The 21,838-nt window shown below is 61.8% G+C and carries 25 protein-coding genes and 1 pseudogene; 13 read left to right on the top strand and 13 right to left on the bottom strand.

Going from position 1 to position 21,838, the window contains the following annotated elements; all coding sequences use genetic code 11:
- Positions 1 to 14 precede the first annotated feature (14 nt).
- From BUB78_RS16415 to rimO, 3 genes are all read right to left on the bottom strand, one after another.
- Positions 15 to 401: a thiol-disulfide oxidoreductase DCC family protein gene (locus BUB78_RS16415; RefSeq protein WP_073199908.1), complete on the bottom strand. Its 387-nt coding sequence runs from the start codon at positions 399 to 401 to the stop codon at positions 15 to 17.
- A 268-nt stretch (positions 402 to 669) separates the two neighbouring features.
- Positions 670 to 1,356, bottom strand: a complete 687-nt coding sequence (locus BUB78_RS16420; RefSeq protein WP_073199910.1) for a hypothetical protein — start codon at positions 1,354 to 1,356, stop codon at positions 670 to 672.
- On the bottom strand, positions 1,332 to 2,711 hold the full coding sequence (gene rimO / locus BUB78_RS16425) for a 30S ribosomal protein S12 methylthiotransferase RimO (protein WP_073199983.1): 1,380 nt from the start codon (positions 2,709 to 2,711) through the stop codon (positions 1,332 to 1,334). Before rimO ends, BUB78_RS16420 begins: the two co-directional genes overlap by 25 nt.
- A 109-nt stretch (positions 2,712 to 2,820) precedes the next feature.
- Between rimO and BUB78_RS16430 the strand changes: the two genes are divergently transcribed.
- The 9 genes from BUB78_RS16430 to hemF all read left to right on the top strand — a co-directional run bounded on the left by BUB78_RS16430 (position 2,821) and on the right by hemF (position 11,686).
- Positions 2,821 to 3,111, top strand: coding sequence for a hypothetical protein (locus tag BUB78_RS16430; RefSeq protein WP_073199912.1), 291 nt, complete (start codon positions 2,821 to 2,823; stop codon positions 3,109 to 3,111).
- Between the two features lie 38 nt (positions 3,112 to 3,149).
- Positions 3,150 to 4,424, top strand: a complete 1,275-nt coding sequence (locus tag BUB78_RS16435) for a hypothetical protein (RefSeq protein WP_220084021.1) — start codon at positions 3,150 to 3,152, stop codon at positions 4,422 to 4,424.
- Positions 4,425 to 4,510: 86 nt separating this feature from the next.
- The gene (locus BUB78_RS16440) at positions 4,511 to 6,457 is read left to right on the top strand and encodes an AsmA family protein (protein ID WP_073199917.1); all 1,947 of its coding nucleotides are present in this window, start codon (positions 4,511 to 4,513) and stop codon (positions 6,455 to 6,457) included.
- A 99-nt stretch (positions 6,458 to 6,556) separates the two neighbouring features.
- The gene (locus BUB78_RS16445) at positions 6,557 to 7,756 is read left to right on the top strand and encodes a class I SAM-dependent methyltransferase (RefSeq protein WP_073199919.1); all 1,200 of its coding nucleotides are present in this window, start codon (positions 6,557 to 6,559) and stop codon (positions 7,754 to 7,756) included.
- Between the two features lie 3 nt (positions 7,757 to 7,759).
- The gene (locus tag BUB78_RS16450; protein WP_073199921.1) at positions 7,760 to 8,431 is read left to right on the top strand and encodes an SOS response-associated peptidase; all 672 of its coding nucleotides are present in this window, start codon (positions 7,760 to 7,762) and stop codon (positions 8,429 to 8,431) included.
- 103 nt (positions 8,432 to 8,534) lie between these two features.
- The gene (gene clpS / locus BUB78_RS16455; RefSeq protein WP_073199923.1) at positions 8,535 to 8,873 is read left to right on the top strand and encodes an ATP-dependent Clp protease adapter ClpS; all 339 of its coding nucleotides are present in this window, start codon (positions 8,535 to 8,537) and stop codon (positions 8,871 to 8,873) included.
- Positions 8,874 to 9,866: a class I SAM-dependent methyltransferase gene (locus tag BUB78_RS16460; protein WP_073199925.1), complete on the top strand. Its 993-nt coding sequence runs from the start codon at positions 8,874 to 8,876 to the stop codon at positions 9,864 to 9,866.
- A gap of 47 nt (positions 9,867 to 9,913) precedes the next feature.
- Positions 9,914 to 10,714, top strand: a complete 801-nt coding sequence (locus BUB78_RS16465) for an SDR family NAD(P)-dependent oxidoreductase (protein WP_073199927.1) — start codon at positions 9,914 to 9,916, stop codon at positions 10,712 to 10,714.
- Positions 10,715 to 10,795: 81 nt separating this feature from the next.
- The gene (hemF, locus tag BUB78_RS16470) at positions 10,796 to 11,686 is read left to right on the top strand and encodes an oxygen-dependent coproporphyrinogen oxidase (protein WP_073199929.1); all 891 of its coding nucleotides are present in this window, start codon (positions 10,796 to 10,798) and stop codon (positions 11,684 to 11,686) included.
- A gap of 115 nt (positions 11,687 to 11,801) precedes the next feature.
- Here hemF and BUB78_RS16475 read toward each other — a convergent pair whose 3' ends face one another.
- The 7 genes from BUB78_RS16475 to BUB78_RS16505 all read right to left on the bottom strand — a co-directional run bounded on the left by BUB78_RS16475 (position 11,802) and on the right by BUB78_RS16505 (position 16,628).
- Positions 11,802 to 12,728, bottom strand: coding sequence for a lysophospholipid acyltransferase family protein (locus BUB78_RS16475; protein WP_073199931.1), 927 nt, complete (start codon positions 12,726 to 12,728; stop codon positions 11,802 to 11,804).
- A gap of 53 nt (positions 12,729 to 12,781) precedes the next feature.
- Entirely contained in the window at positions 12,782 to 13,432 is a 651-nt protein-coding gene (gene nthA, locus BUB78_RS16480; protein WP_073199934.1) for a nitrile hydratase subunit alpha, read from the bottom strand.
- A gap of 3 nt (positions 13,433 to 13,435) precedes the next feature.
- Positions 13,436 to 13,699: an SH3-like domain-containing protein gene (locus BUB78_RS21460; RefSeq protein ID WP_342742343.1), complete on the bottom strand. Its 264-nt coding sequence runs from the start codon at positions 13,697 to 13,699 to the stop codon at positions 13,436 to 13,438.
- Positions 13,692 to 14,030 (bottom strand): SH3-like domain-containing protein, encoded by a 339-nt coding sequence (locus BUB78_RS21465; RefSeq protein WP_073199939.1) that lies wholly within the window; start codon positions 14,028 to 14,030, stop codon positions 13,692 to 13,694. The genes BUB78_RS21460 and BUB78_RS21465 overlap by 8 nt, the downstream gene beginning before the upstream one ends.
- A gap of 97 nt (positions 14,031 to 14,127) precedes the next feature.
- Complete coding sequence (locus BUB78_RS16495) at positions 14,128 to 14,580, bottom strand: cupredoxin domain-containing protein (protein ID WP_139279378.1); 453 nt, start codon at positions 14,578 to 14,580, stop codon at positions 14,128 to 14,130.
- A gap of 130 nt (positions 14,581 to 14,710) precedes the next feature.
- Positions 14,711 to 15,784 carry a flagellar motor switch protein FliG gene (locus BUB78_RS16500; protein WP_073199941.1) on the bottom strand — a complete coding sequence of 358 codons (1,074 nt, stop codon included), beginning with the start codon at positions 15,782 to 15,784 and terminating at the stop codon, positions 14,711 to 14,713.
- 244 nt (positions 15,785 to 16,028) lie between these two features.
- Positions 16,029 to 16,628, bottom strand: a complete 600-nt coding sequence (locus BUB78_RS16505) for a GcrA family cell cycle regulator (protein ID WP_073199943.1) — start codon at positions 16,626 to 16,628, stop codon at positions 16,029 to 16,031.
- A gap of 259 nt (positions 16,629 to 16,887) precedes the next feature.
- Between BUB78_RS16505 and BUB78_RS16510 the strand changes: the two genes are divergently transcribed.
- Positions 16,888 to 17,673: an ABC transporter permease gene (locus tag BUB78_RS16510; RefSeq protein ID WP_139279379.1), complete on the top strand. Its 786-nt coding sequence runs from the start codon at positions 16,888 to 16,890 to the stop codon at positions 17,671 to 17,673.
- Positions 17,674 to 17,684: 11 nt separating this feature from the next.
- Here BUB78_RS16510 and BUB78_RS16515 read toward each other — a convergent pair whose 3' ends face one another.
- Complete coding sequence (locus BUB78_RS16515) at positions 17,685 to 18,035, bottom strand: hypothetical protein (RefSeq protein ID WP_073199947.1); 351 nt, start codon at positions 18,033 to 18,035, stop codon at positions 17,685 to 17,687.
- Positions 18,036 to 18,184: 149 nt separating this feature from the next.
- On the opposite strand from BUB78_RS16515, the gene BUB78_RS16520 reads away from it, so the two are divergent.
- Together BUB78_RS16520 and BUB78_RS21260 are read left to right on the top strand one after the other, a co-directional pair.
- On the top strand, positions 18,185 to 19,036 hold the full coding sequence (locus BUB78_RS16520; protein WP_245813542.1) for an SDH family Clp fold serine proteinase: 852 nt from the start codon (positions 18,185 to 18,187) through the stop codon (positions 19,034 to 19,036).
- Positions 19,037 to 19,122: 86 nt separating this feature from the next.
- Positions 19,123 to 19,245 (top strand): annotated as a pseudogene (locus BUB78_RS21260) (IS30 family transposase); the annotation flags it as partial.
- A 139-nt stretch (positions 19,246 to 19,384) separates the two neighbouring features.
- Here the strand turns inward: BUB78_RS21260 and BUB78_RS16530 are convergent.
- Together BUB78_RS16530 and BUB78_RS16535 are read right to left on the bottom strand one after the other, a co-directional pair.
- Positions 19,385 to 20,314 (bottom strand): orotidine 5-phosphate decarboxylase, encoded by a 930-nt coding sequence (locus BUB78_RS16530; RefSeq protein WP_073199949.1) that lies wholly within the window; start codon positions 20,312 to 20,314, stop codon positions 19,385 to 19,387.
- Positions 20,315 to 20,401: 87 nt separating this feature from the next.
- Entirely contained in the window at positions 20,402 to 20,689 is a 288-nt protein-coding gene (locus BUB78_RS16535; protein ID WP_245813543.1) for a Rossmann-fold NAD(P)-binding domain-containing protein, read from the bottom strand.
- Between BUB78_RS16535 and BUB78_RS16540 the strand changes: the two genes are divergently transcribed.
- Positions 20,633 to 21,823: an NAD(P)/FAD-dependent oxidoreductase gene (locus BUB78_RS16540; RefSeq protein ID WP_245813544.1), complete on the top strand. Its 1,191-nt coding sequence runs from the start codon at positions 20,633 to 20,635 to the stop codon at positions 21,821 to 21,823. The genes BUB78_RS16535 and BUB78_RS16540 overlap by 57 nt on opposite strands.
- Positions 21,824 to 21,838: the final 15 nt, after the last annotated feature.

The raw sequence follows: 21,838 nt of genomic DNA on the forward strand, positions 1-21,838 counted from the left end.
GAGATTTCGGGCTTTTATAGGGTGACGTTGCGGCAATTGCGGCGCTCGCGGGCAAGGTGACGGGCGTACAGCCGGGGCGCGAGAATACGGTTGTAGATCACCCCGGCGAGGTGTCGCAGCCCCGGCAGCCCAACCATACGCGCGACAAGCCGATAGCGCGGCATCGCGGACCAGAGCAACACAAAGGCCTCAACCCCAGAGGTGACGCGACCGCCTTGCCGCACATGCAGCCGACGCGCGGCGGCATCGGCGCTTATCCCCCAATGCTCAAGCGCATGGCTGTTGAGGTCATGAAACGTGATCGACAGATCATGTCGCCGCGCATAGCCCGCATAATGATCAATCTCGGCCCTGCAGACGGGGCAACGGGCGTTATAGAGAACTTGGGTTTCGCGGGTCATATCGGGGCCTCCTTTGACAGGGGAGGTAGGGCGGATTTTGGGTTGGGGTAGGGGGGGACGTGTCTTTGCAAATGGGCGCGTGGGTTTCACCCACCCTACGGGACGTATCGACCGTTGGACATTTGGCGTAGACGCCGGCGGCACCCCAAGTCCGGGGCGCCTGCGACCCGGACAGCGCCCGACCCTCCCCACGGGAGGGCGCTTCGCACCCACCCAGGGCCGGGCGCTGTCCTTTGTAAGGAGTGGTTGGCTTAATGCAGCCTCTCTGCTATTTCAAAACCAAATATTCTTTTGCCGTCAGAACGTCTAGCGCGCACTCCAAGAAGAATTTTTCATCCCCAGAGAAGGGTTCGTCTGCCGAAAATTCGGCTTTGTACGTCATGTCCATTGCAACAGAACAGAGGCAATGAATATGTGTTAGCAACAACCATTCTGCAAAAGCTTTGTCGAACTTAGGGTCTAAGTTTGCAGGTGATCCACCGGACAAGTATTGCATAGCATCGCGCTTGGAATTGTGCGCGACGTTTGTTAGGGACTTATATACGCCGTCTAAGTGCTTGTACGGTTTGATATGGGGATTTTTACCGTCCTTTTGTTTCCCTTTTCTATAGGCATAGCAATTGTTGACTGCTTCCAGTTCTCTCCGAATAAGAGTTGCTGCAGCGCCGTAAAGCCCTCGCTGTAGGCAATGTTCCACTGCATTTATGCTCTTTACGAAGTCGGCGTGAATTGAAGCCCGATTCTTATCTTCATCAGTTATCGAAAGAATACAAATTCCGGCTTTTCGCGCCAGAACTGAATTCAGAACAGATAGCGCTGCCTCGTTGGCGTTCAGAATGTCCGCATCCAGATCGTGCCATTGGGCGCTAACACCGTCTGAAATTTCAGCCTGCGTCTGCCGAAAACAATCGGCGTAGCCCAAAAAACCTTTTATGTTCTCGTCAGAGATGCCCAAAGATCATACTCCCCCGCCTCATCCACCTCGACCGAGACGATATCCCCGACCGACAACCCATCGGTGCCTTCATCAATAAACAGGTTCCCGTCGATCTCGGGGGCATCCGCCTTGGTGCGGCAGGTGGCGATGCCGTCGCTGTCGATGTCGTCGATGATCACGTCGATCCGCTGACCGACCTTGGCCGCCAGCTTGGCCTCGGAAATGCCTTGCGCCTTTTCCATGAAGCGGTCCCAGCGGTCCTGTTTGATCTCATCGGCCACATGATCCGGCAAATCGTTGCTGCGCGCGCCGGCGACATTTTCGTATTGAAAGCAGCCGACGCGATCAAGTTGCGCCTCGTCTAGCCAATCGAGAAGGGTCTGAAACTCGGCCTCGGTCTCGCCCGGATAGCCGACGATAAAGGTCGAGCGCAGGGTTAGATCGGGGCACACACTGCGCCAGGCGGCGATCTCATCAAGCGTGCGCGCCGCCGCCGCAGGCCGGGCCATACGGCGCAGCGTTTCTGGGTGGGCATGCTGAAACGGAATATCGAGATAGGGCAGCACAAGCCCCTCGGCCATCAGCGGAATGAGGTTGCGCACATGCGGATAGGGATAGACGTAATGCAGCCGCACCCAGGCCCCGAGCGCGCCGAGATCGCGCGCCAGGTCGGTGATATGCGCACGGTGCCCGTTCGCCTCGGCATGTTTGATATCAACGCCATAGGCGCTTGTGTCCTGGCTGATCACCAAAAGCTCTTTCACGCCATTCTCGACAAGCTTTTCGGCCTCGCGCAGCACCGCATGGGCCGGGCGCGACGCAAGGCGGCCGCGCATGTCGGGGATGATGCAGAACTTGCACTTGTGGTTACAGCCTTCGGAAATCTTGAGATAGCTGTAGTGGCGCGGTGTCAGGCTTACGCCCGAGGCGGGCAACAGGTCGATGAACGGATCGGGCGAGGGCGGCACGGCGGCGTGCACGGCATCGAGCACCTGTTCGTATTGATGCGGGCCGGTGACGGCCAGAATACGCGGGTGATGCTCGCGGATATAATCCGGCTCGGCACCAAGGCATCCGGTGACAATCACCCGCCCGTTTTCCGCCAAAGCCTCGCCGATGGCATCAAGGCTTTCGGCCTTGGCGCTATCGAGAAAACCGCAGGTGTTGACGATCACCGCATCCGCGCCGGTGTAATCGGGCGAGATGCCATAGCCCTCGGCGCGCAGGCGGGTGAGAATGCGTTCACTATCCACAAGCGCCTTGGGACAGCCGAGGCTGACCATGCCGATCGTCGGCTGGCCCTTGCGGGGGGTGTCGGTCAGTTTGGCGCGGGGCGCCAGATCCGGGCGGAGGCTGGGTGGGTTCTGTGACATGGCCCGCGTCATACCGCTTGTGCGCGCCAGAGTGAAGGGGATCTGGGAGGAGGATTGCGTGACAACGCCCGGTTGCGCATAGTCGGGGTGGGTGTGTTTGGGGGGGGCGATGTACAAGCCATTGATCGACGAAGTGAAGGGCGACCGGGAGTGGTCCTTGCTGGAGCAGGATTTTCTGGATGAATGCAAACTGGGCATGGTTGCATATCTTCCGGGAAAAGGGGATTGCCCCAAGGATCAGAGCGATCCCGACCGGCGGGTGCGCGCGGGGCTGATCCGCTATCTGCTTTTAGGTGGCTGCAAGACAGAGGGCGGCGCCCGCCCGCATCCCAAGGGGGTGCGGCTAATGGGGCGTGGATTGACGGCGTGCTGGATTTTGAGGGATGCACCACGCGGCTGAACTTGGCCCTGCACCACTGTTTTTTTCGCGACGGACTGGTGTTTCGGGATGCAGAACTGGGCGGGCTTTACCTGACGGGAAGTCGCGCAGAGCAGCGGGTGGACCTGCACCGCCTGACCACAAAAACCGATGTGCATTTGCGGGGTGGGTTTCATGCCACCGGCTTGGTTAATCTGGGTGGGGCCAGGATCGGCGGGCAACTTTCCTGCAGTGGCGGGCGATTTGACGGCACCGGAGGCACGGCGATTAATTGCAATGCGGCGCGGATCCGGGCGGGAGTGTTCCTAAAGTATGGCTTTCACGCGTCAAGGCGGGTGAATTTTCGGGGTGCCCGGATCGACGGGACCTTTGAGGTCCTAGTGGCAACACTTGAGGGTGGGATTGATCTTGGCTCATCTCAGATTAAGGGCCGCTTCTTTTGGCAGAACATTCAGGGTTTAGTGCCTGTGGTGGACCTGACCGAAGCACAGGTGCGGGTTTTGGTGGATGATTTGCCCTCGTGGGACAAGGTGACGGAATTGCACCTGTCCGGGTTCACCTATGAGCGGATACAAAGCGGCATGGGGATTGCGGACCGGTTGGAGTGGCTCGATGGAAAGCGCGAGCGCAAATTGCCGACCGAGATGCATGAGAAATTGCGAGCCCAGCCGTGGCTCGCGACGGGTTCGGGGTTCGATCCGCAGCCCTATACCCAACTGGCCCGTGTGCTTGAGGATCAAGGCAACCGGGGTGGCGCGGCTAGGGTACGCGAAGTGCGTGAGAGCAAGTTGCGCGTGGCCGAGCAGTCTCGGGCTTTTGGCCGGGTGGATGGAACCTTTCGCGCCGCCTTTGGATCAATCCCCGCGATGCTGCGGCGGCTCTGGGATTTCATGTTTCGCTGGATGTTCGGCTATGGGCATCAACCGGCGCGGGCCTTGGTCTGGGTGACGGGTATCTGGCTCTTGGCCTTCCTGCTTTACAGCAGCGTTTATGCCGCCGGACAGATGGCGCCGAATTCGGATGTGATTTTGACCTCGGCGGATTGGCTGGAGATTGCCAAGGCCTATAAGGCCGGGGACGAGATGCCGATGCACGCTTGGCTAAACACCCCCGCCGCGAGGGATTACGAGACCTTCAGTGCCGGGCTTTATGCGCTTGATCTTTTCCTGCCGCTCGATGCCCTCGGGCAAGAGGCGGCATGGGCGCCGTCCTTGGAACGTGGCGCGCTCGGGGTTTTGGGATACTGGATGCGCATGCCGATACAGCTTGCCGGCTGGGTGATCACCGCCGTTGGCGCCGCTGTTCTGACCGGGCTTGTGGGGCGCAAGGAATAGCGCGCCGTAAGACGTGATCCAAAAGCGGTTGCCCCGGTGCGCGCGGCGTGCCTACACTTGAGCCGAGACAAAAAGGGGTTTTTGCCATGCGTTGGGTGTTTCGGCTGATCGGGCTTTTGGTTGTGGTCGTTGTGATCATCGTGGGGTCGCTTTTCCTGCTGCCGGGGGACCGGATCGCGCGGATCGCGGCGGATCAGATCAGCAGCGCCACGGGTCGCAAGGTGACCATGCAGGGCGATACCAGGATCAGCTTTTACCCGGTTCTGGGCGTCAGCACCGGCGTGGTCGAGGTTGCCAATGCCGATTGGACCAAGGCGGGGCCGATGCTGCGCGCCGACAGCCTCAAGATCGGGGTCGAGCCGAACGCCTTGTTTGGCGGCGATATCCGGATCACCGGGCTTGAAATGGTGAACCCCGAAATCCAGCTTGAGCGCGCCGCCAACGGCAGCGTCAACTGGGAGCTTGGGGTTGAGGGCGTCGCGCCCTCGGGGCAATCGGGCGAGGGCGGTGCGCCTGCGCAATCCAAACGGCTTGCCCTGACGCTTGACCGGGCGCTGATCACCGGGGCGTCGCTCAAGTATACCGACCACGGCACGGGCGAGGTGCAGGATTTCCGCAACATGGATTTCGAGCTGCGCTGGCCAAGCTATGACGGCACCGCCACCTTTGAGGCCACCCTGCGCCCGGCGGGCGAGTCGGTGCACATCACCGGCCATCTTGATCAGGTCGGTCAGTTCCTTGACGGCGCGGTGACTGGCGTGGTGGCCAGTCTGACCTCGCCGGGCGGCAGCCTTGGCTTTGCCGGGCGCGCGGGGTTGCAGCCCCAGCTTGAGGGGCGGCTTGATATTGATATCGCCAGCACTTCGGGCTTCATGACCGGGCTTGGCCTTGGCGCGGTTGACGTGCCCAAAGGTTTGGGGCGCAGCATCAAGGGCAGCAGCCAGATCACTCTCACCCAAGACATGCGCCTGTCGCTGCGCGATCTTGCGCTTGCGCTTGGCGGCAATCAGCTTGCGGGTGCGGCGGATATCATGCTTGGCGAAAAGGTGCCGCGCATCAACGCACAGCTGAACGCCGGCGCGCTTGACCTGTCGTCGCTTGCCGGGGCGGATAGCAACGTTGGCAACAGCGGCGCTGATACCGGCTGGTCTAAAGCGGCGATTGATGCCAGCGCGCTCGGCCTTGCCAATGGCGAGGTGGCGCTTGTGGCCGATAGTGTTAATTTGGGTGATCTTAAGCTTGGCAAGACGCGCACCCTGATGACGCTTGACCGCTCGCGCGCGGTCTTTGCCCTGCGCGAATTGCGCGCCTATGAGGGGCTGGTCACAGGCGAATTCGTGGTCAACAACCGCTCCGGCCTGTCGGTCGGCGGCAATATGAATGTCAGTGCCATCAACCTTGAGACCTTCCTTGCCGATGCGATTGATGTGAGCCGCTTTGCCGCGCGCGGCGATAGCAGCCTGAGCTTTCTGGGCTCAGGTCGCTCGGTGCATGCCATCATGAACAGCCTGAGCGGCAAAGGCGCGCTCAAGACCGGGCGCGGGGTGATCAGCGGCATTGATCTTGACCGGCTGATGCGCTCTGGCGACATGACCGGTGGCACCACGGTGTTTGACGAGATGAGCGCCAGTTTCACGATGGATAAGGGCAACCTGTTCAACAGCGACCTGTTGATGAACCTGCCGCTGGCCAAGGCTACCGGGACGGGCCGTGTCGGGCTTGGGGCGCGCGATATCGATTATCTGTTCACGCCGGTTCTGCTTGAGGGCGAAAACCGTCGCGGACTTGCTATTCCGGTGCGGATCAGGGGGCCCTGGGCCAATCCGCGGATCACGCCTGATCTGGAAAAGGCGATCGACATGAACCTCAAGGAAGAGCGCAAGAAGCTGGAAAGCAAGGCCAAGAAAGAGATCAAGCGCGCCGTCGAGAAAAAGCTTGGCGTGACGGTCGAGGACGGACAATCGGTCGAAGATGCGGTCAAGGACAAAATTGAAGACCGTGCCAAGCGCGAGCTGTTTAAACTGTTCGAGTGAGGCCGCGCGACGCGTCTGGTTGCTCGAGCGGAATTTGAGTATTTCGGGAACGGTGAAACACTGGGGGTCACATGCCCCGTCGCAGAACATGAGGCAGGCATGAGTGAGGTCAAGGCGCAATACGAGGCCTATCCCTATCCCGAGCGTGATCCGAAGGATGAGAAGAAGCGGCTTATCAGCGGCTCGCCCTCGCATGTGCTTGAGATAGACCATTTTCTCTTTGGCGGTCAGCGAGACTGGTCAAAGCCGCTGCGCGCGCTGGTGGCGGGGGGGGGAACCGGCGACGGGCTTGTTCAACTGGCGCAGATGATGAAATCCGCCGGGCGGGCGCTTGATCTGACCTATGTTGATCTTTCAACGGCGTCGCGCAAGGTGGCCGAGGCGCGCGCCAGGATGCGCGGACTGGAGGGCATACGCTTTGTTACCGGCAGTTTGCTGGACGCCGCCGATCTGGGGCAGTTCGACTATATTGACTGCTGCGGGGTTCTGCATCATCTGCCCGACCCGCAGGCGGGGTTCGAGGCGCTTTTGGCGGCATTGGCGCCGGGCGGCGGCATGGGGTTCATGGTCTATGCGCCTTATGGGCGCTCTGGGGTTTATCCGCTGCAAGAGGCGTTCGGCGCGCTTTATGAGGGGATGACGCCCGAGGCGCGCCTGAAGGCGGCCAAAAAGCTGGTGGCGGACCTGCCCGAAGGCCACCCGTTTCGCGCAAATATCAACCTTGGCGATCACAAGGACAGCGATGCGGGGTTTTATGACCTGCTGTTGCACAGTCAGGACCGCGCCTTTGATGTGACGGCCCTGGCCGAGGTGATGGGCGCGGCGGGCTGGCAGTTGAGCGGCTTCACCATGCCGGCGCTTTACGATCTGTCGCGGATCACGCCGGTGCCCGATCACCTGAGCACGCCGGAACAGATGGCCCTGGCCGAAAAGCTGCGCGGGACGATCAAGACCCACGTCGGTTATGCGATCCGCGCGACAGAGGCCCGTGCCCCCGCGAGCGGGAAAAATCGCGCGCTGGTGCCGCATCTCAAGGGGGTTGGCGCCGGTGATCTTGCGCGCGCCGTGGCACAGGGGCAGAAACCCCGGCTTGGCTTTGCCGGGCTCGACATATCTCTGAGCCTGCCCAAGGGGGCCGCGCCGCTGATTGCCTTGATCGACGGGCGCCGTAGCCTTGCCGAGATCGCCGCGCAGACCGGCACGGACCCGATTGGCATGGGCGCGCTTTGGGGCCGGATCGAGCGTGATCTCGGGGATTTCGGGATGCTGCTTTATTCCAACATTCTGCGCAAAGCATAGGCGATGTGCGGGCGTTTCGCGATCACCCTGCCCAGTGATGCCATGGCACAGCTTTTTGGCGCGGCCCCCGACAATGACCTGCCCGAGGTGCCGAATTTCAACGTCTGTCCAACCAATCCGGTGCACGTGGTGCGCGGGGCGGACGGCGATCATGGCCGTCGCCTTGTGGCGATGCGGTGGGGGTTTTTGCCAAGCTGGTATGACAGCCCCAATGCCGGGCCGCTCTTGATCAATGCGCGCGGCGAAACTCTGGCCGAGAAACCCGCGTTTCGCGCGGCGGCGCGGGCGCGGCGCTGTGTCATTCCCGCGGACGGGTTTTACGAATGGACCAAGGATAGCGCTGGTGCGCGCCTGCCCTGGTACATCCGCCCGCGCGCGGGCGGGGTCATGGCCCTTGCCGGGATCTGGCAACGCTGGGAGCGGGGCGATGAGGCGATCGACACCTGCGCGATCGTCACCTGCGCCGCCAACCAGGCGATTGCGAGGCTGCATGACCGGATGCCGGTCATTCTTGCGCCTGAGGACTGGCCGCTTTGGCTTGGCGAGGCTGGCCACGGAGCGGCGCGCCTTGTGGTGCCTGCCCCCGAGGACGCGCTGGAGTGTTGGCGGGTCGATCCGGCGGTGAATTCCAGCCGGGCCAGCGGACCCGCCCTTGTTGCGCCCCTTGGGGTGTGATGGTTTCTTTCGCGCGGCCCCCCTTTTCTAACGGGCGTTAAAAGTTATATAGAAAGGCCAAACCACGCCGCGTTTTCAAAACCCACCTGGCATAGCGACTGACATGATTGAGAAACTCATCAAAATGGCCGGACCCAAAGAGGACGAAGGCGACCCTTCGGTCGTGGTGGAGACACGCCCCAAGACCAAGCGCCCGCCGCTTTACAAGGTCTTGCTGCTGAATGACGATTACACCCCGATGGAATTTGTCGTCGCCGTGCTTGAGCGGTTCTTTGGCATGAACCACGCCGAGGCGTTCGAGATCATGCTGACCGTGCATAAAAAGGGCCTCGCCGTTGTCGGCGTGTTCAGCCATGAAATCGCGGAAACCAAAGTGGCGCAGGTGATGGATTTCGCCCGCCGTCACCAGCATCCGCTGCAATGTACAATGGAAAAAGAATAATTGGCTGATCCCATTCGCCTGACGCTCGCCCTCGCCGAGGGCAGTGTGGCCCTGCCTGACGCCGGGCGTATCGCCGTATTTGCACCGCGCGTCGGGGCCGATTTGCGCGCCCTGCCGCAAGACCGGGTCGAGGTGATCACCGGGTTCAAGCCGGATGCCGATTATTTTGGTGGCCTGGGCTATACCTGCGTTGTTGCGCCCGAGGGGCGCTATGGCGCGGCGATCGTCTGTTTGCCGCGTGCCAAGATGCTGGCGCGGGCCCTTGTGGCAAAGGCCGCTGCGGTCACCGACGGGCCGATCATCGTTGACGGGGCCAAGACCGACGGCATCGAATCGATGCTCAGGGAATGCCGTCGGCGGGTGACGGTAAGTGCGCCGATGTCCAAGGCGCATGGCAAGATTTTCAACTTTCCCGCCGGGCCGGAATTCGCCGATTGGGCGGCAGGCACGCCAGAGCCCGTCGAGGGCGGTTACGTCACCGCTCCGGGGGTGTTTTCGGCTGACGGGATTGACCCCGCCTCGCGCTTTCTGGGCGATCACCTGCCGGTCAAGATGGGCACGCATGTGGTCGATCTGGGCGGCGGCTGGGGCTATCTTGCGGCCCGCGCGCTCGAGCGCGACACGATTTCCCGCCTTGATCTGGTCGAGGCCGATCACGCGGCACTGACCTGTGCGCGCGAGAACATCGGCGATCCGCGCGTGCGGTTCCACTGGGACGACGCCACCCGTTGGCAGCCCGAGAGCGCAGTTGATACCGTGATCATGAACCCGCCGTTTCACAAGGGGCGCGCCGCAGAGCCAGAGCTTGGACGGGCCTTCATTCGCGCGGCGGCGGCAATGCTGAAACCGGGCGGGCAGCTTTGGCTGGTGGCCAACCGGCATCTGCCCTATGAGGCGGCCCTGGCGCAAAGTTTTGCTCAGGTCAAAGAGGTGGCGGGCGATACCCGCTTCAAGGTTTTGCGCGCGGCGCGCCCGGCTCGCAAGGTGCGGTGACTTGGCTTAGGCTGTGCAGGACAGAATCAGCTTGAAAGGCGCATTACATGTCATTTTCCATCTCTGGTAAAACCGCCATCGTGACCGGTGGGGCCAATGGTATCGGCCTGGCCATCGGGCGGCATTTTGCCGACAAGGGCGCGAATGTCATGTTCGCGGATATGGATGAAGAGCGTCTGATCAAAGAACTGGGCGAGAATGATGAGGGCTGCAATATCCGCTATTTCGCCGGTGATCTGCGTGAAAAGCTGGCGCAGGCCAATCTTTTGTCGGCCACGATTGATGCTTTTGACGGGGTCGATATCCTGGTCAACGCCTGTCGTCAGGTGGTGCCGTCTGATGCGCTCAACCCCGACGATGATGCGGTTGAGATGTTGTTGCAGCAAAACCTGCTGACCGCGCTGCGGATGAGCCAGCAGGTTGCCAACCGGATGATCAAGCAATCCGAGGGCGCGCGCGAAGGCGTGGCGGGGACCATCGTGAACCTGTCGTCGATCGCGGCGCGGCGCACCCAGCCCGAGTTGATGGCCTATTCGATTTCCTCGGCGGCCCTCGATCAGATGACCCGAAGCCTTGCCGTGGCGCTTGCGCCACACCGCATTCGGGTGAACGCAGTGGCGTTTGGCTCGGTGATGAGCGCATCGCTCAAGGATAGCCTGCGCGAACATAGCGATTACCGATCCGACATCGAATGCCACACCCCGCTCGGGCGCATCGCCTCGCCTGCGGAGCTTGCCGAGACGGTGCAATATCTCGCCTGTGACGGGTCGGCCTTTATGACCGGTCAGATCATGACCGTGGATGGCGGGCGTACATTGCTTGATCCAGTGACCTCTCCGGCGCATTAAAGGGGCAGGGCTTGTCCGCCCTCACAGGCGGCTGCGCCGGGTGTCGGGGCGCGAGTCTGGCAGAACAGTAAAGAGGCTAAGATGAGCGAAGACTTCACCACAGAGAAACAACGCGCCGCCGCATGGTTTCGCGAGTTGCGTGACCAGATCGTTGCCGCCTTCGAGGGGCTCGAAGACAGCCATACCACCGGGCCGATGGCCGATGCCGCACCGGGGCGGTTTGACGTAAGCGAAACCCGCCGTGCGAGCGATGACGGATCGGATGCGGGCGGCGGATTGATGAGCGTCATGCGTGGTGGCCGCGTCTTCGAGAAGGTGGGGGTTAACGTCTCGGAGGTGTACGGAACTCTCGGTGAGGCCGCGCAAAAGGCGATGGCCGCCCGCGGTGTGCCGGGCATGGACAGTGATCCGCGGTTCTGGGCCTCGGGCATCAGCCTCGTGGCGCATATGCAAAACCCGCATTGCCCCGCCGTTCACATGAATACCCGCATGTTCTGGACCCCGTCGGCCTGGTGGTTCGGCGGCGGCTCCGATCTTAATCCCTGCATCGAATACGCCGAAGATACCGCGCATTTTCATGCCACCCAGAAGGCGCATCTTGATCCGCATGGGGCCGATTTATATCCGCGCCTCAAAGCGTGGGCGGATGAGTATTTCTATATTCCGCACCGCAAACGGGCGCGCGGCGTTGGCGGCATTTTCATGGATGACCGCAACACCGGCGACTGGGAAGCTGACTTTGCCCTGACTCAGGATATTGGCCGGGCTTTCCTTCCGGCCTTTGTGCCGCTGATCGAAAAGCGCCGGGTGCAGCCCTGGGACGAGGCGGATAAGGACACGCAGCTTATCCATCGCGGGCTTTATGCGGAATATAATCTTGTCTACGACCGTGGCACCAAGTTTGGCCTTGCCACCGGCCATGACGCCAACGCGGTCCTGATGAGTCTGCCGCCATTGGCGAAATGGACGTGAGCCTCTGGCGCCTGTGAGGTTTCAAATGGGGGGCGCTGTCCCCCAAACCGCAGGATAGATGGGGGACGCTGTCCCCCAAACCCCCTGGGATACTTAAAGCAAGAAGAAACACTGTTCAGTTTTTTTGCCGGTCCGCGAGGTGCCTGGCGCCGCGATCCGCCAGAGGGCCGGTGCCATCTTTCCAGCGGCGGTGAATCCAGAACCATTGATCCATGCGTTCGCGCACCTGATGTTCGAGGCGGTCATTGACCGTTTGGGTCATGGTGATCGGATCGCTGTGTGCGACCGGCTCATCGATCAGAATTTGAAAATCAAGTCCGTTTTCCTTGCGGATGCCCCATGTCGGCACAAGGGGCGCGTTGAATTTCAGGGCAAGCTCGGCGGTGGCCGGCGACGAGAGGGCCGGTTTGCCGAAGAAATTAAGCGGTACCCCGTCATGAGCATTGAGATCGGTGAGGATCGCCAAAGCCCCACCATCGCGCAGGTGTTTGACCATCTGCATCATGCCGCGCCGCCCCTGTTCAAACATCGGCTGGCTCAGTGCGCCCATGGCGGCAATGTAGCGGGTGTTGAACCACTTGTTTGCCATCGGACGATAGAACACGCCCATCTTGAAACCCTGTTCGATCATCGCGATGCGGGCGGCGTTGAAGCTTCCGAAATGGCCAGTGACAAAGATGATCGGGCGTCCGTCGGCCCGGGCCGCGCGGATCGCCTTGAGGCCGGGACCATAGACCCTTGATTTGCGGGTGCGGGCGATGAACTCTGCTGTGGAAAACAGCTCTGCCATGTTGCGCCCGGCGTTGTCGGGCACGGCGCGCATCAGGCGGCACACCTCGGTTTTGGGTAAATCGGGCAGGACATGCGCAAGGTTGTCGCGCACACGTGTGTCATAGCCAGCAACCGGAGCGACCAGGCGCGCGGTCAGCCAGCCCAAAAAGGGAATGCGCAGGCGGTATGGCAAAAGTTTTGCCAGCGCAATAGGTCCATACATTACCATGCCGCTGGCAGTATCGGTGATGCGTTCGAGGGTGCTGCTCATGCCGGGGTGCCTTGATTTTGCGGGCCAGACGTGCGCGCCCGATCACAAGTCTGTCAGGGAGTGCGCGCAAGGCCCGTGCCGATCATCGCGTCGCGGCTGACTAGACTGGCCAGTTCGGCCTCGGTCATCTTGTCGGTGCCTGCGGGGCGGGCCGGCAGCACGATATAGCGCATATCCGCAGTACTGTCGTGCACGCGAATGCGGGTGCTGTCGGGCAGATCAACGCCAAACTCGCGCAACACCGCGCGCGGCTCGCGCACCGCGCGGCTTCGGTATTGCCGGGTTTTGTACCAATCGGGCGGAAGCCCCAACAGGTTGCGCGGATAGCAGGAGCACAGGGTGCAAACGATCAGGTTATGCACCGCCTCGGTGTTTTCCACCGCGATCAGGTTGAGCGGCCCGATATCGAACCCCATCTCGCGACTGGCCGCTCCGGCATCGGCCAAAAACCGCGCCTTGAAGGCAGGATCGCACCAGGCGCGCGCCACGACGGCGGCACCGTTGGCGGGGCTGCGGGCATCCATTGCCTCGATCTGGGCGGTGATTTCGGCCGGGGTTATCTTGGCCTTTTCGATCAAAAGCTCTCGCACTGCGATTTCCATGCGTTGCCAATAGGTAAGCGGCCCGTCGTTGTCGGCGCGGTAGGGGTGGCCAGAAGGGCTTAGCCCGTGATCATGCGCATGGTCGGGGTGGTCATGGGGCATCGCTCATAGCCTTTCGAGCCAGTGATCATAGAGTTCCGCATCAAGCGTATCGCCGGGATTTTCCGCCGCCTTGCCCCAAAGCTCATCCATGCGAAAGCGCACCCTGTAAAGCGGCTTTTTCTCGGCAGGCAGGCCATAGGCCAATTGCTCGGGGTTGTGAAAGGCGCCGAGTGGGCGCTCGATAACACCCTCTTTGCCACGCAGGTAGGACGGGGCGCGCACATGGCCCGGCGGCATCATGGCCCTGACGCGCACCCGCTCAGCCATTTTGCGCCTCGCCATAGGTCGGCCCGCGCGCGGCGATCTCTTCCATCCGGGTGCCAAGCTCTTCAAGGCTGTAAACGCCACCCTCGATGAGGTTCTGATTGACCGCTGCAATCCAGCGTTCGTAATAGCTGTGTTTTTCAAAGGCGTCTTCGCCCATGTCTTCTAGCGCACGGCGCAGCCCATCTACGGTGAAAAACCCCTTGGCCCCGCAAAGCACCATAAGTGCATCCACACGTTTTTCCCAGAGGGCAAAATCATGCCCGTCCATCGGCACAGGCCCTGCGACCTGTCCGCCCATATCATGCCAGCGGCGTCCATCCGTATCACTCATGCCTGAGATGGTATGGGGCAGGCGCGGAACTGTCTATAGCAGTCTTGCGCCCCGCCTGATAATCCAAGGGGCGCCGGAAAGCGCCCCAGGGTTTAGGTCAGTTGATGGTTGCACTTGCACGCATCCCCGCCTCCAGATGGCCAGCGATCTCGCAGGTCACCTCCACCGGGCCACCGGTTGGCTGGACAGGAACAAAGAACCATTCGACCGTCTGGCCAGGGCCAACTTCAACTTCGCGAATATTGCCTTTGACCTCGGTGATAAGGTCACCGTTGGAATTTGCGGCCTCGACCTTGCGGGTGAAGATCCGCTCGGTCATCTCATTGAGGGAAACTTCGTGTTTGATCTCGTCCACATTGGTCAGGATCAGGTTATACGCCTGACCTGTGACAAACTCGAAATTGTCAGGTTTGAAATACATACCATCGTCATTGCTGCCCATCTCCATCGGTACATCAACAACGTTGGCGCGACTTAAGTCGCCCTCTGCGAAGGCCGGAAATGCTGTTAACGCTGCGATCGCAAATGCAGTTGCTCTAGTCAGTTTCATTCTGAATCCTCTCAGTGACCGCGATTGGCCAAAAGCGCATCATCGCGCTGCGCTCATTCGACGCCTCTTTCGGCGGGATCACCATGATCTCTATCAACTGTGGGTGAAACGTGATCAGGGGAATCGAACGCTATTCTGTGTCCTCCTCGCTATCTTCGTCGGACACGATCAGGGTTATCTCGCCCCCGGCCTCCAGGGTGCGAACGGCGTTCACCACCGCCGTCATGGCCTCTTCGCCGTCGCGCCCTTTTACGCGGCCAAGCTCTTGCATCTCTTCGCGGATCGCTTCGGCCATCCGCTTGCTCATATTCTCGAGAATGAACTCGGAAACCGGTGCCAGTGCCCCGGCCGAGGCCGCCGCAAGCGCCGTGACAAGAACCGGTTGATCGACCTCGCGGATCACACGCGGGATATCGACGGCATTCACCCGCTCGGGAATGTGGACAAAGGTAAAGATCGCGCGCCGCACGAGGGCGGCAAAATCCTGATCGGTTTCATCCAGCCCGATCAGAACGTCGTCGCGTGTGGCCGCAGGCGACGAATTCAGGATTGCGCCAACCCGTTCAACGGCGCCTTGGGCAAAGGCGGTTTCGGGGACGTCATGCAACTGGGCCGCAAGCGCAAGCCCGATCCGATCCACCGCTGCCGGGCTGACTGACCCGGTTTGCGATACCGCATAGGTGATCCGCCGCGCCTTGTCGCCCGGCAGTTTGCCAAGCAATTCGGCCGCGCGGGCGACATCCAGTTTGGATAACATGACCGCAGCCACCTCGGCACTTTCACTCTCGATGATCGGCATCAGGTCTTTCAGATCGGCCTGCCGGATCAACTCCCAGGGGTCGCCATATTGGCGCACACCGGCCTCTTTACGTAGCCTCGCGGCGGTTTGCGGGCTGATCCGCCCATCAAGCGCCGTCAGCGCTCCGGCCATGCCACGCGGAAAGGTAAGTCCCATCCCCTCCAACTCCTGCGCGAACTCGGCAACGACATCGGCAAGGGTTGACCGGTCAACATAGCGCATCGAGCCCATTTGCGTCGTAAGCTGCGCCTGAAGCGGCTCCGGCAAATCGGTCAACGGCACGTCCGCGCCCTCGTTCAGCAAGAACCGCACGATAATGGCCGCCTTCTGGCGACGTGACAAATGGCTGGTTGCACCTGCACGCGGTGATGCGGAAATGCGCGCCAATGGTGTGGAATTGCTCATGCCGTCCCCTTATCCGAAAGCTTTCCGGATCATAGGGCGGTAAGAGTGAAGAAATATCTAAGCGTCACGGATTTTTGCAGGCCCGTTTCTTCCGGCCATAAATATCCCCGCGCGGAACGCATCCCGCACTCGCCAATTGCGCAGAGGGGACGAGCCGATAAAACTGCCGGTCCCCCACGCGCCAATCACGAAAACAGCGCGCGCGTCAGCGCGCACCACTTTTTCAAACGGGTCAGGTGCGGTGTTACCGCTTGCGGTCGCGGCGGCTGCTCATCGGCTGAAAGGCGACGCCGACATGGGCTTCGCAATAGGGCTTGCCCGATTGCACCGGCAGACCACAGAACCAGAAATCCGGCGTCGCAGGGTCGCCCACCGGCCATTTACAGGTCCGCTCGGTCAGCTCCATCAAGGTCAGGCGCTTGGCCTTCTTCTCGACTTCGCTCACCTTGGCAAGGGCCGCGGGGTCGATCTCATTGGCCGAGGGCTGCGGCGGCAGGGGCTGGCCTGCGGGAATGATCGCCTTGATCCTGCTAACCGGCGCGGGGGCCGGGGGCGCTTCGACAGCAGCCTCGGGTTTGGGCGCGGGCTTTGGCGCGGGTTTCGGGGCGGTGGGTTTGGCCTTGGTCTTGGCCTCTGGCGCGGCTTTCGCCTTGGTGTCAGATGCGGCACCCGCCGTGGTGGCGGTGCCCCCCGATCCGTTGCGGTTCGACAGGCCAAGACGATGCACCTTGCCGATCACGGCATTGCGGGTCACTCCGCCAAGCTCTTTTGCGATCTGGCTGGCCGACTGACCTTCCCCCCACATCTTTTTCAACAGTTCAACGCGTTCGTCGTTCCAGGACATCGGGGCTTCCTCATGTCAAAAGGCGGCCCGGGCCATCGGCCCGCCGCCTTGCAAATTCGATCAAGGCCCTATTCTAATCACTGGCGGCTGAGTTACAAGGCATCGAATCGACCCACAGACCGTCAAAGACCGCCAATTTCGGCCTGCAGGGGCCGAAAGCGGGTCCGGCCCGGACGGGCGCAGCAAAAGCGTCACCAGAAATGAGGATAACGAGATGACACAGGCAAGCGGCCAGGACCGGCCATCCCCACAGATGACAATGGGCACACGGCGCTTTGGTCGGGTCAACTGGCTTGGGCTGGCAACACTGGCCGAGCGCGAAGTGCGCCGCTTTCTGGCGGTCTGGACCCAGACCCTGCTGGCGCCGCTGGTCACGGCCGGCCTGTTCCTTCTGATCTTCAGCATCGCCATCGGCCCGCGCCGCGGCGATGTGATGGGGGTCAGCTTTACGACCTTCATCGCGCCGGGCATCCTGATGATGACGGTCATCCAGAACGCCTTCGCCAATGCCTCTTCCTCGATCGTGATTTCCAAGGTGCAGGGCAATATCGTCGACACGCTGATGCCTCCGCTGAGCGGTGGCGAACTGGTGCTGGGCTATCTTGCGGGCGGAACCGGGCGCGGCCTGTTGGTGGCCTTTGCCATCGGTCTTGGCCTGTTGCTGTTCCTCGGGATCGGGGTGCAGCACCCGCTTTGGGCGCTTGCCTTTGTCTTTCTCGGCGCGGCCTTCATGAGCGGAGTTGGCATCATTGCGGGCATCTATGCCAACAAGTTCGATCAAATGGCGGCGATCACCAATTTCATCGTCACGCCACTCGCGTTCCTGTCAGGCACGTTTTACTCGGTTGATGCCTTGCCGCCGGTGCTCAATGCGATCACGCATTTCAACCCGATCTTCTATCTGATCGACGGCGCGCGCTATGGGGTGATTGGCGTCTCGGACAGCTCGCCGGTGCTGGGCCTTGCCGTTGGTGTCGGTTCCACGCTGGCGGTCTGCCTTGTGGCCTGGCGGATGCTTGCGACGGGCTATCGCCTCAAGGCCTAGCCTTGGATGACCTAGCGGCAGATCCGCTCCGCGCGCTCTGAATAGGCCTTGTACGAGCGCCAGAACCGTTCGTCACCCGCCCGATCCGACTGGCGCACATCCTGCGCCTCTTGCGGGTCGCGATAAAACCGGACTGCGCGGCGTTGTTCGGACCCGGAAAGGGTCTGGTTTGCCACAGCCTGAATACAGCCGCACAATGCGCGCGAGCGGGCCTTGCGATCTGAACTCATGCAGGCATCGCCGATCGGGCCAGAGGCCATCGGCGCGGCGCGCGGCACATTGCGCGTGTCACCCTTGAAGCCGTTCGCCCCGCCACAGCCTGCCAGGAACAGCATCACGCCAAGGGTTGAAAGTCGTTTCATCACCGCGCCTCTTGTTTGCCTCTGGCCCTCACGGCCATTTTTTCTCTGCTCGTTATACTGATCAATGCCTTATCGGGCCTGGATTTTCAATTCACATCATGGCCAAGGCCTGCGACAGTTGCGCAAAGCGCCCGCCGGGCGGTCATCGTGTGAATGAAAGAAGTATCCGCGCCATGGATTTCAACCTCTCGACCGTTTTCTTCGTGTTTTTCCTGATCATGGTGCTGCAACCGATCCTTATGGGGCGGATGTTTGCCCTGCGCCGGGCGCAGGCGATCCGCGCGATCGAACGCAAGCGGGGCTCGCGGGTGATCACCATGATCCACCGACAGGAAAAGCGCAGCCTGTTCGGCTTTAGCATGTCGAGCCAGATCGGGCTGGAGGATGCGCAAAGCATCATCTCGGCGATCAAGGCCACGCCGGACGACACGCCGATTGATATCGTTCTGCACACGCCCGGCGGGCTTGTGATCGCCTCGATGCAAATCGCCCGCGCGATCGAGGCGCACCCCGCAAAGGTCACGGTGTTCGTGCCGATCTACGCCATGTCCGGCGGCACCCTGATGGCCCTCGCCGCCGATGAAATTGTGATGGGCGAGTTTTCGATGCTGGGGCCGATTGACCCGCAGATCATGGGAATTTCCGCCGCCTCGATCATCGCTGCACGCGACGCCAAGCCGATAGAACACGTCTCGGATATCGCCCTTGTGCTGGCCGATGTCAGCGACAAGGCCACCGCTCAGGTGAAACGTGGCGCGGTCGAGATCATGACCCCACGCCTGGCGCGCGACAAGGCCGAGGCTCTGGCCGAAACGCTGACTTCAGGGCAATGGACCCATGATTACGCGCTGACCCCTGCCGAGGCCACCGATCTCGGCTTGTCAATCACGGTGGGCCTGCCGCAAGAGGTGCTTGAGCTGATGACGCTTTACCCCTCGCCGGTGAAACAGTCTGCGGTGGAATTTCTGCCCTTCGATCCGCCGGGTCGGCGCATGGGCTAGCGGGACCGGCGCGCGGGTTCAAAAGGCGTAGGGTGGGTGAAACCCACGCTCTTGCGGTGAAAGGTGCAGTTTCGGGGTCGCGGATGTCAGGCTTTAGTCAGGCCGAACTCAGCGCAACCGCGCGCCAACTCAACGAGCGGCCCAGAAAGACCTTGCAATACCATACTCCAGCAGAGAAATTTGAAGCCTGTGTTGCAGCGACCCGTTGAAACCGCACCCGCAAAGCGGGCATTCACCATCTCAAGCATTTGCAATAAGAAGGCGCCTCGAAAGTCTTCGGGCGCCCTCCGCTGTCTTTTCCGTTGCTTCTCTTGCCCTTCAGGATGCCGCGAGTCGGTTCTGCATCATTTATTGCAGAGGGCTGGGCTGAAACCGGATCACCTGCTGTCCTGCTGGCGTCGTGCTGCGATAGACCACCTGATCAGGCAGGTGCAGTGTAACTGCCTTGCCCGCCTCTTGCGCCGCCCAGGGAAGGCCGGTGTCGAGACAGGTTGCATCGACGCCGGTATAATCGCTGCGGGCCCGTACGCGCCGCAACCCGCTCAGATCGCTGAGCACGGTCTTGCCCGCCTGTCGCGCGGTGGTGCGGCGCAGGATCTCGCGGCCAAGATCCTTGGTTCTCTCACCCTGCCCGGCCAGATCGGACCACGCCCCACAAATATGCGCGCTGCCATTGACCGCCACCAATTCGGCGGCCACACGCACCCCGCCGCCCGTGCTGTAGCGCCCCTCGGCGATGTTCGGCCCCGGTGCGAGGCGCACAAGGCGGCTGTTGCGGGTCAGGAACGGCACCACCTCAAGGCCATGGCCCACAGCACCTGTGCCGGTCTGGCGAAAGGAAATCTTGGGGCTGCTGCCGCCTCCAGCGCTATGGCTGATCTGCTGGCGCGGTAAAAACACCTCTGGGATATGCCCTGCACGCCATGGCAGGTCGGTCAGCACACAGCGCGCCGGAGCCCCGGCGTAATCCAGACGCGGCGCGGTTTGCGGCATAAAGCCAAGGTCCTGATAAATCCGCTGCCCCTCGACATAGACACTGGCCAGTTTCACGATGTTGTGCGCGGTGCCCGATGTATAGCTCGACTGGCTCGTGCTTTGCGCCCATGTGCCGCAAAGCGCGGTGCGCCCATCCTTGGGGCGTAACTCGGCGGCGATGGTGATGCCGCCACCGGAAGAATAGCTGCCATGGGCAAGGGTGACCCGCTCGGAAAGCGTGTTTTGGGCCTGCGCCGAGGTGGCAAACCCAAGGATCAGGGTAAGAGCGAACGCATGTTTCATGGCGGACCTCCGGGGCTGTTTCGTCCAGCCTAACAGGGCTGGCGCCACGGCTCAATTCACGGCTTTGCGTGTGCGCGTCAGGTGGCGTCAGACAGCCACCTGCAAAAGCTGATCTTCGATCATCCGGTCGGCAACACGCGCGGGGCTGAGGCCTTCGCCCTCTGCGCGGATCAGGATTTTCGCCATGGTGGCCTGCATCGCGTCAAGGCGTACGGCGACCCATGGACCGCTATCGGTGATCTGCAAAATCTCGGCGGCAACATTGATGATCCCGCCGCCATTGGCCACGTAATCGGGCAGATAGAGAATGCCGCGCGTGTGCAGCGTGGCGGCGTCTTCGGGCGTCGCAAGCTGATTGTTGGCGGCGCCGACCACAAGGCGGGCCCGGCCGGCGGGGCGGCGGCGTTCACCACGGCCAAGGCTGGCTTGCGGGTGGCGCTGATTGATCGCAAGACATTTCCGCGTGACAAGCTTTGCGGGGGGCTGATCACCGGGCGGGCGCGGCGCCATTATGCCGAGATTTTCGGCCATGAGATGCCGTTTGAAGCGCAGGATCGCAAGACCACCGTCGACTTCCGCTTTCGCGGTGCGCCGATGGGCGTGATCAGTGATGCGCCGCCGCTTTGCGCGACCATGCGGCGCGATATGGATGCGATGATCTGCGCGCAGGCTCTGGGCGCCGGAGCGGCGGATTTTACCGGGGTGAGCGTTGCCGGGATTGACCCCGAGGCCAAATCCCTGGCCCTAAAGGATGGGCGGCGGATCGGGTTTGGCGTGCTGATCGGGGCCGATGGCGCCAATAGCCAGGTGGCCAAGGCCCTGTTCGGTGAGGCCTTTGATCGCGCCGAGGTCGGCTTTGGCCTTGAGATCGAGGCCGTGGGCGAACACGTCGACCCAAGCGCGCCAATTCGGATTGATCTTGCGGCGGCGAAATGGGGCTATGGCTGGTCCTTTCCCAAACGCTGTTCGACCACCATTGGCGTGGGCGGGTTGCTGGCCAAGAACCCCGACATGAAGGTCGCCATGGCCGAGTATTGCGCGCTTTTGGGGGTCGAGGCCGACAAGAGCAGCTTCAAGGGGCAGTTCCTGCCCTTCGGCGATTTTCGCAAGGTTCCGGGGCGGGGGGCGGTTTTGCTGGCGGGCGATGCGGCGGGGCTGGTCGACCCGATCACCGGCGAGGGCATCGGCTATGCAATGCAAAGCGGTCATCTTGCGGCACAGGCCGGGATCGAGGCGCTGCGCGCTCGGCGCCCTCAGACAGCACTGGCGCTCTATCGCCGCCATCTGCGCCCCATTCACCGCGCGCTGTGCATGGCGCGGCTGATCCGGCCAGTGATCTTTCTGCCCGCGATGGAGGCCGGATTTGCGCGCGCCTTTCGGCGCTCTTCGACGCTTCGGATGCAATATCTGCGCCTGATGGCGGGCGAGGCGGAATATGGCGATATCCTTGCCCGGTTGATCCTGCGCCTGCCGCGCCTCACCGTGCTGGCGATCCGCGCCAAGTTTTGACGGCTCGGCCCGGTT

This window comes from Roseovarius marisflavi (assembly GCF_900142625.1).
GTDB lineage: Bacteria > Pseudomonadota > Alphaproteobacteria > Rhodobacterales > Rhodobacteraceae > Roseovarius > Roseovarius marisflavi.

Excerpts from the sequence above, each read along its gene's own strand:
- BUB78_RS16515 (WP_073199947.1), bottom strand. The coding sequence starts at position 18,035 with ATGAAACGACTTTCAACCCTTGGCGTGATGCTGTTCCTGGCAGGCTGT.
- BUB78_RS16430 (WP_073199912.1), top strand. The coding sequence starts at position 2,821 with ATGTACAAGCCATTGATCGACGAAGTGAAGGGCGACCGGGAGTGGTCC.
- BUB78_RS16465 (WP_073199927.1), top strand. The coding sequence starts at position 9,914 with ATGTCATTTTCCATCTCTGGTAAAACCGCCATCGTGACCGGTGGGGCC.
- BUB78_RS16500 (WP_073199941.1), bottom strand. The coding sequence starts at position 15,784 with ATGAGCAATTCCACACCATTGGCGCGCATTTCCGCATCACCGCGTGCA.
- BUB78_RS16450 (WP_073199921.1), top strand. The coding sequence starts at position 7,760 with ATGTGCGGGCGTTTCGCGATCACCCTGCCCAGTGATGCCATGGCACAG.
- hemF (WP_073199929.1), top strand. The coding sequence starts at position 10,796 with ATGAGCGAAGACTTCACCACAGAGAAACAACGCGCCGCCGCATGGTTT.
- BUB78_RS16495 (WP_139279378.1), bottom strand. The coding sequence starts at position 14,580 with ATGAAACTGACTAGAGCAACTGCATTTGCGATCGCAGCGTTAACAGCA.
- BUB78_RS16505 (WP_073199943.1), bottom strand. The coding sequence starts at position 16,628 with ATGTCCTGGAACGACGAACGCGTTGAACTGTTGAAAAAGATGTGGGGG.
- BUB78_RS21465 (WP_073199939.1), bottom strand. The coding sequence starts at position 14,030 with ATGAGTGATACGGATGGACGCCGCTGGCATGATATGGGCGGACAGGTC.
- BUB78_RS16440 (WP_073199917.1), top strand. The coding sequence starts at position 4,511 with ATGCGTTGGGTGTTTCGGCTGATCGGGCTTTTGGTTGTGGTCGTTGTG.
- BUB78_RS16475 (WP_073199931.1), bottom strand. The coding sequence starts at position 12,728 with ATGAGCAGCACCCTCGAACGCATCACCGATACTGCCAGCGGCATGGTA.
- nthA (WP_073199934.1), bottom strand. The coding sequence starts at position 13,432 with ATGCCCCATGACCACCCCGACCATGCGCATGATCACGGGCTAAGCCCT.
- BUB78_RS16415 (WP_073199908.1), bottom strand. The coding sequence starts at position 401 with ATGACCCGCGAAACCCAAGTTCTCTATAACGCCCGTTGCCCCGTCTGC.
- BUB78_RS16530 (WP_073199949.1), bottom strand. The coding sequence starts at position 20,314 with ATGAAACATGCGTTCGCTCTTACCCTGATCCTTGGGTTTGCCACCTCG.
- BUB78_RS16510 (WP_139279379.1), top strand. The coding sequence starts at position 16,888 with ATGGGCACACGGCGCTTTGGTCGGGTCAACTGGCTTGGGCTGGCAACA.
- BUB78_RS21460 (WP_342742343.1), bottom strand. The coding sequence starts at position 13,699 with ATGGCTGAGCGGGTGCGCGTCAGGGCCATGATGCCGCCGGGCCATGTG.
- BUB78_RS16445 (WP_073199919.1), top strand. The coding sequence starts at position 6,557 with ATGAGTGAGGTCAAGGCGCAATACGAGGCCTATCCCTATCCCGAGCGT.
- clpS (WP_073199923.1), top strand. The coding sequence starts at position 8,535 with ATGATTGAGAAACTCATCAAAATGGCCGGACCCAAAGAGGACGAAGGC.
- rimO (WP_073199983.1), bottom strand. The coding sequence starts at position 2,711 with ATGTCACAGAACCCACCCAGCCTCCGCCCGGATCTGGCGCCCCGCGCC.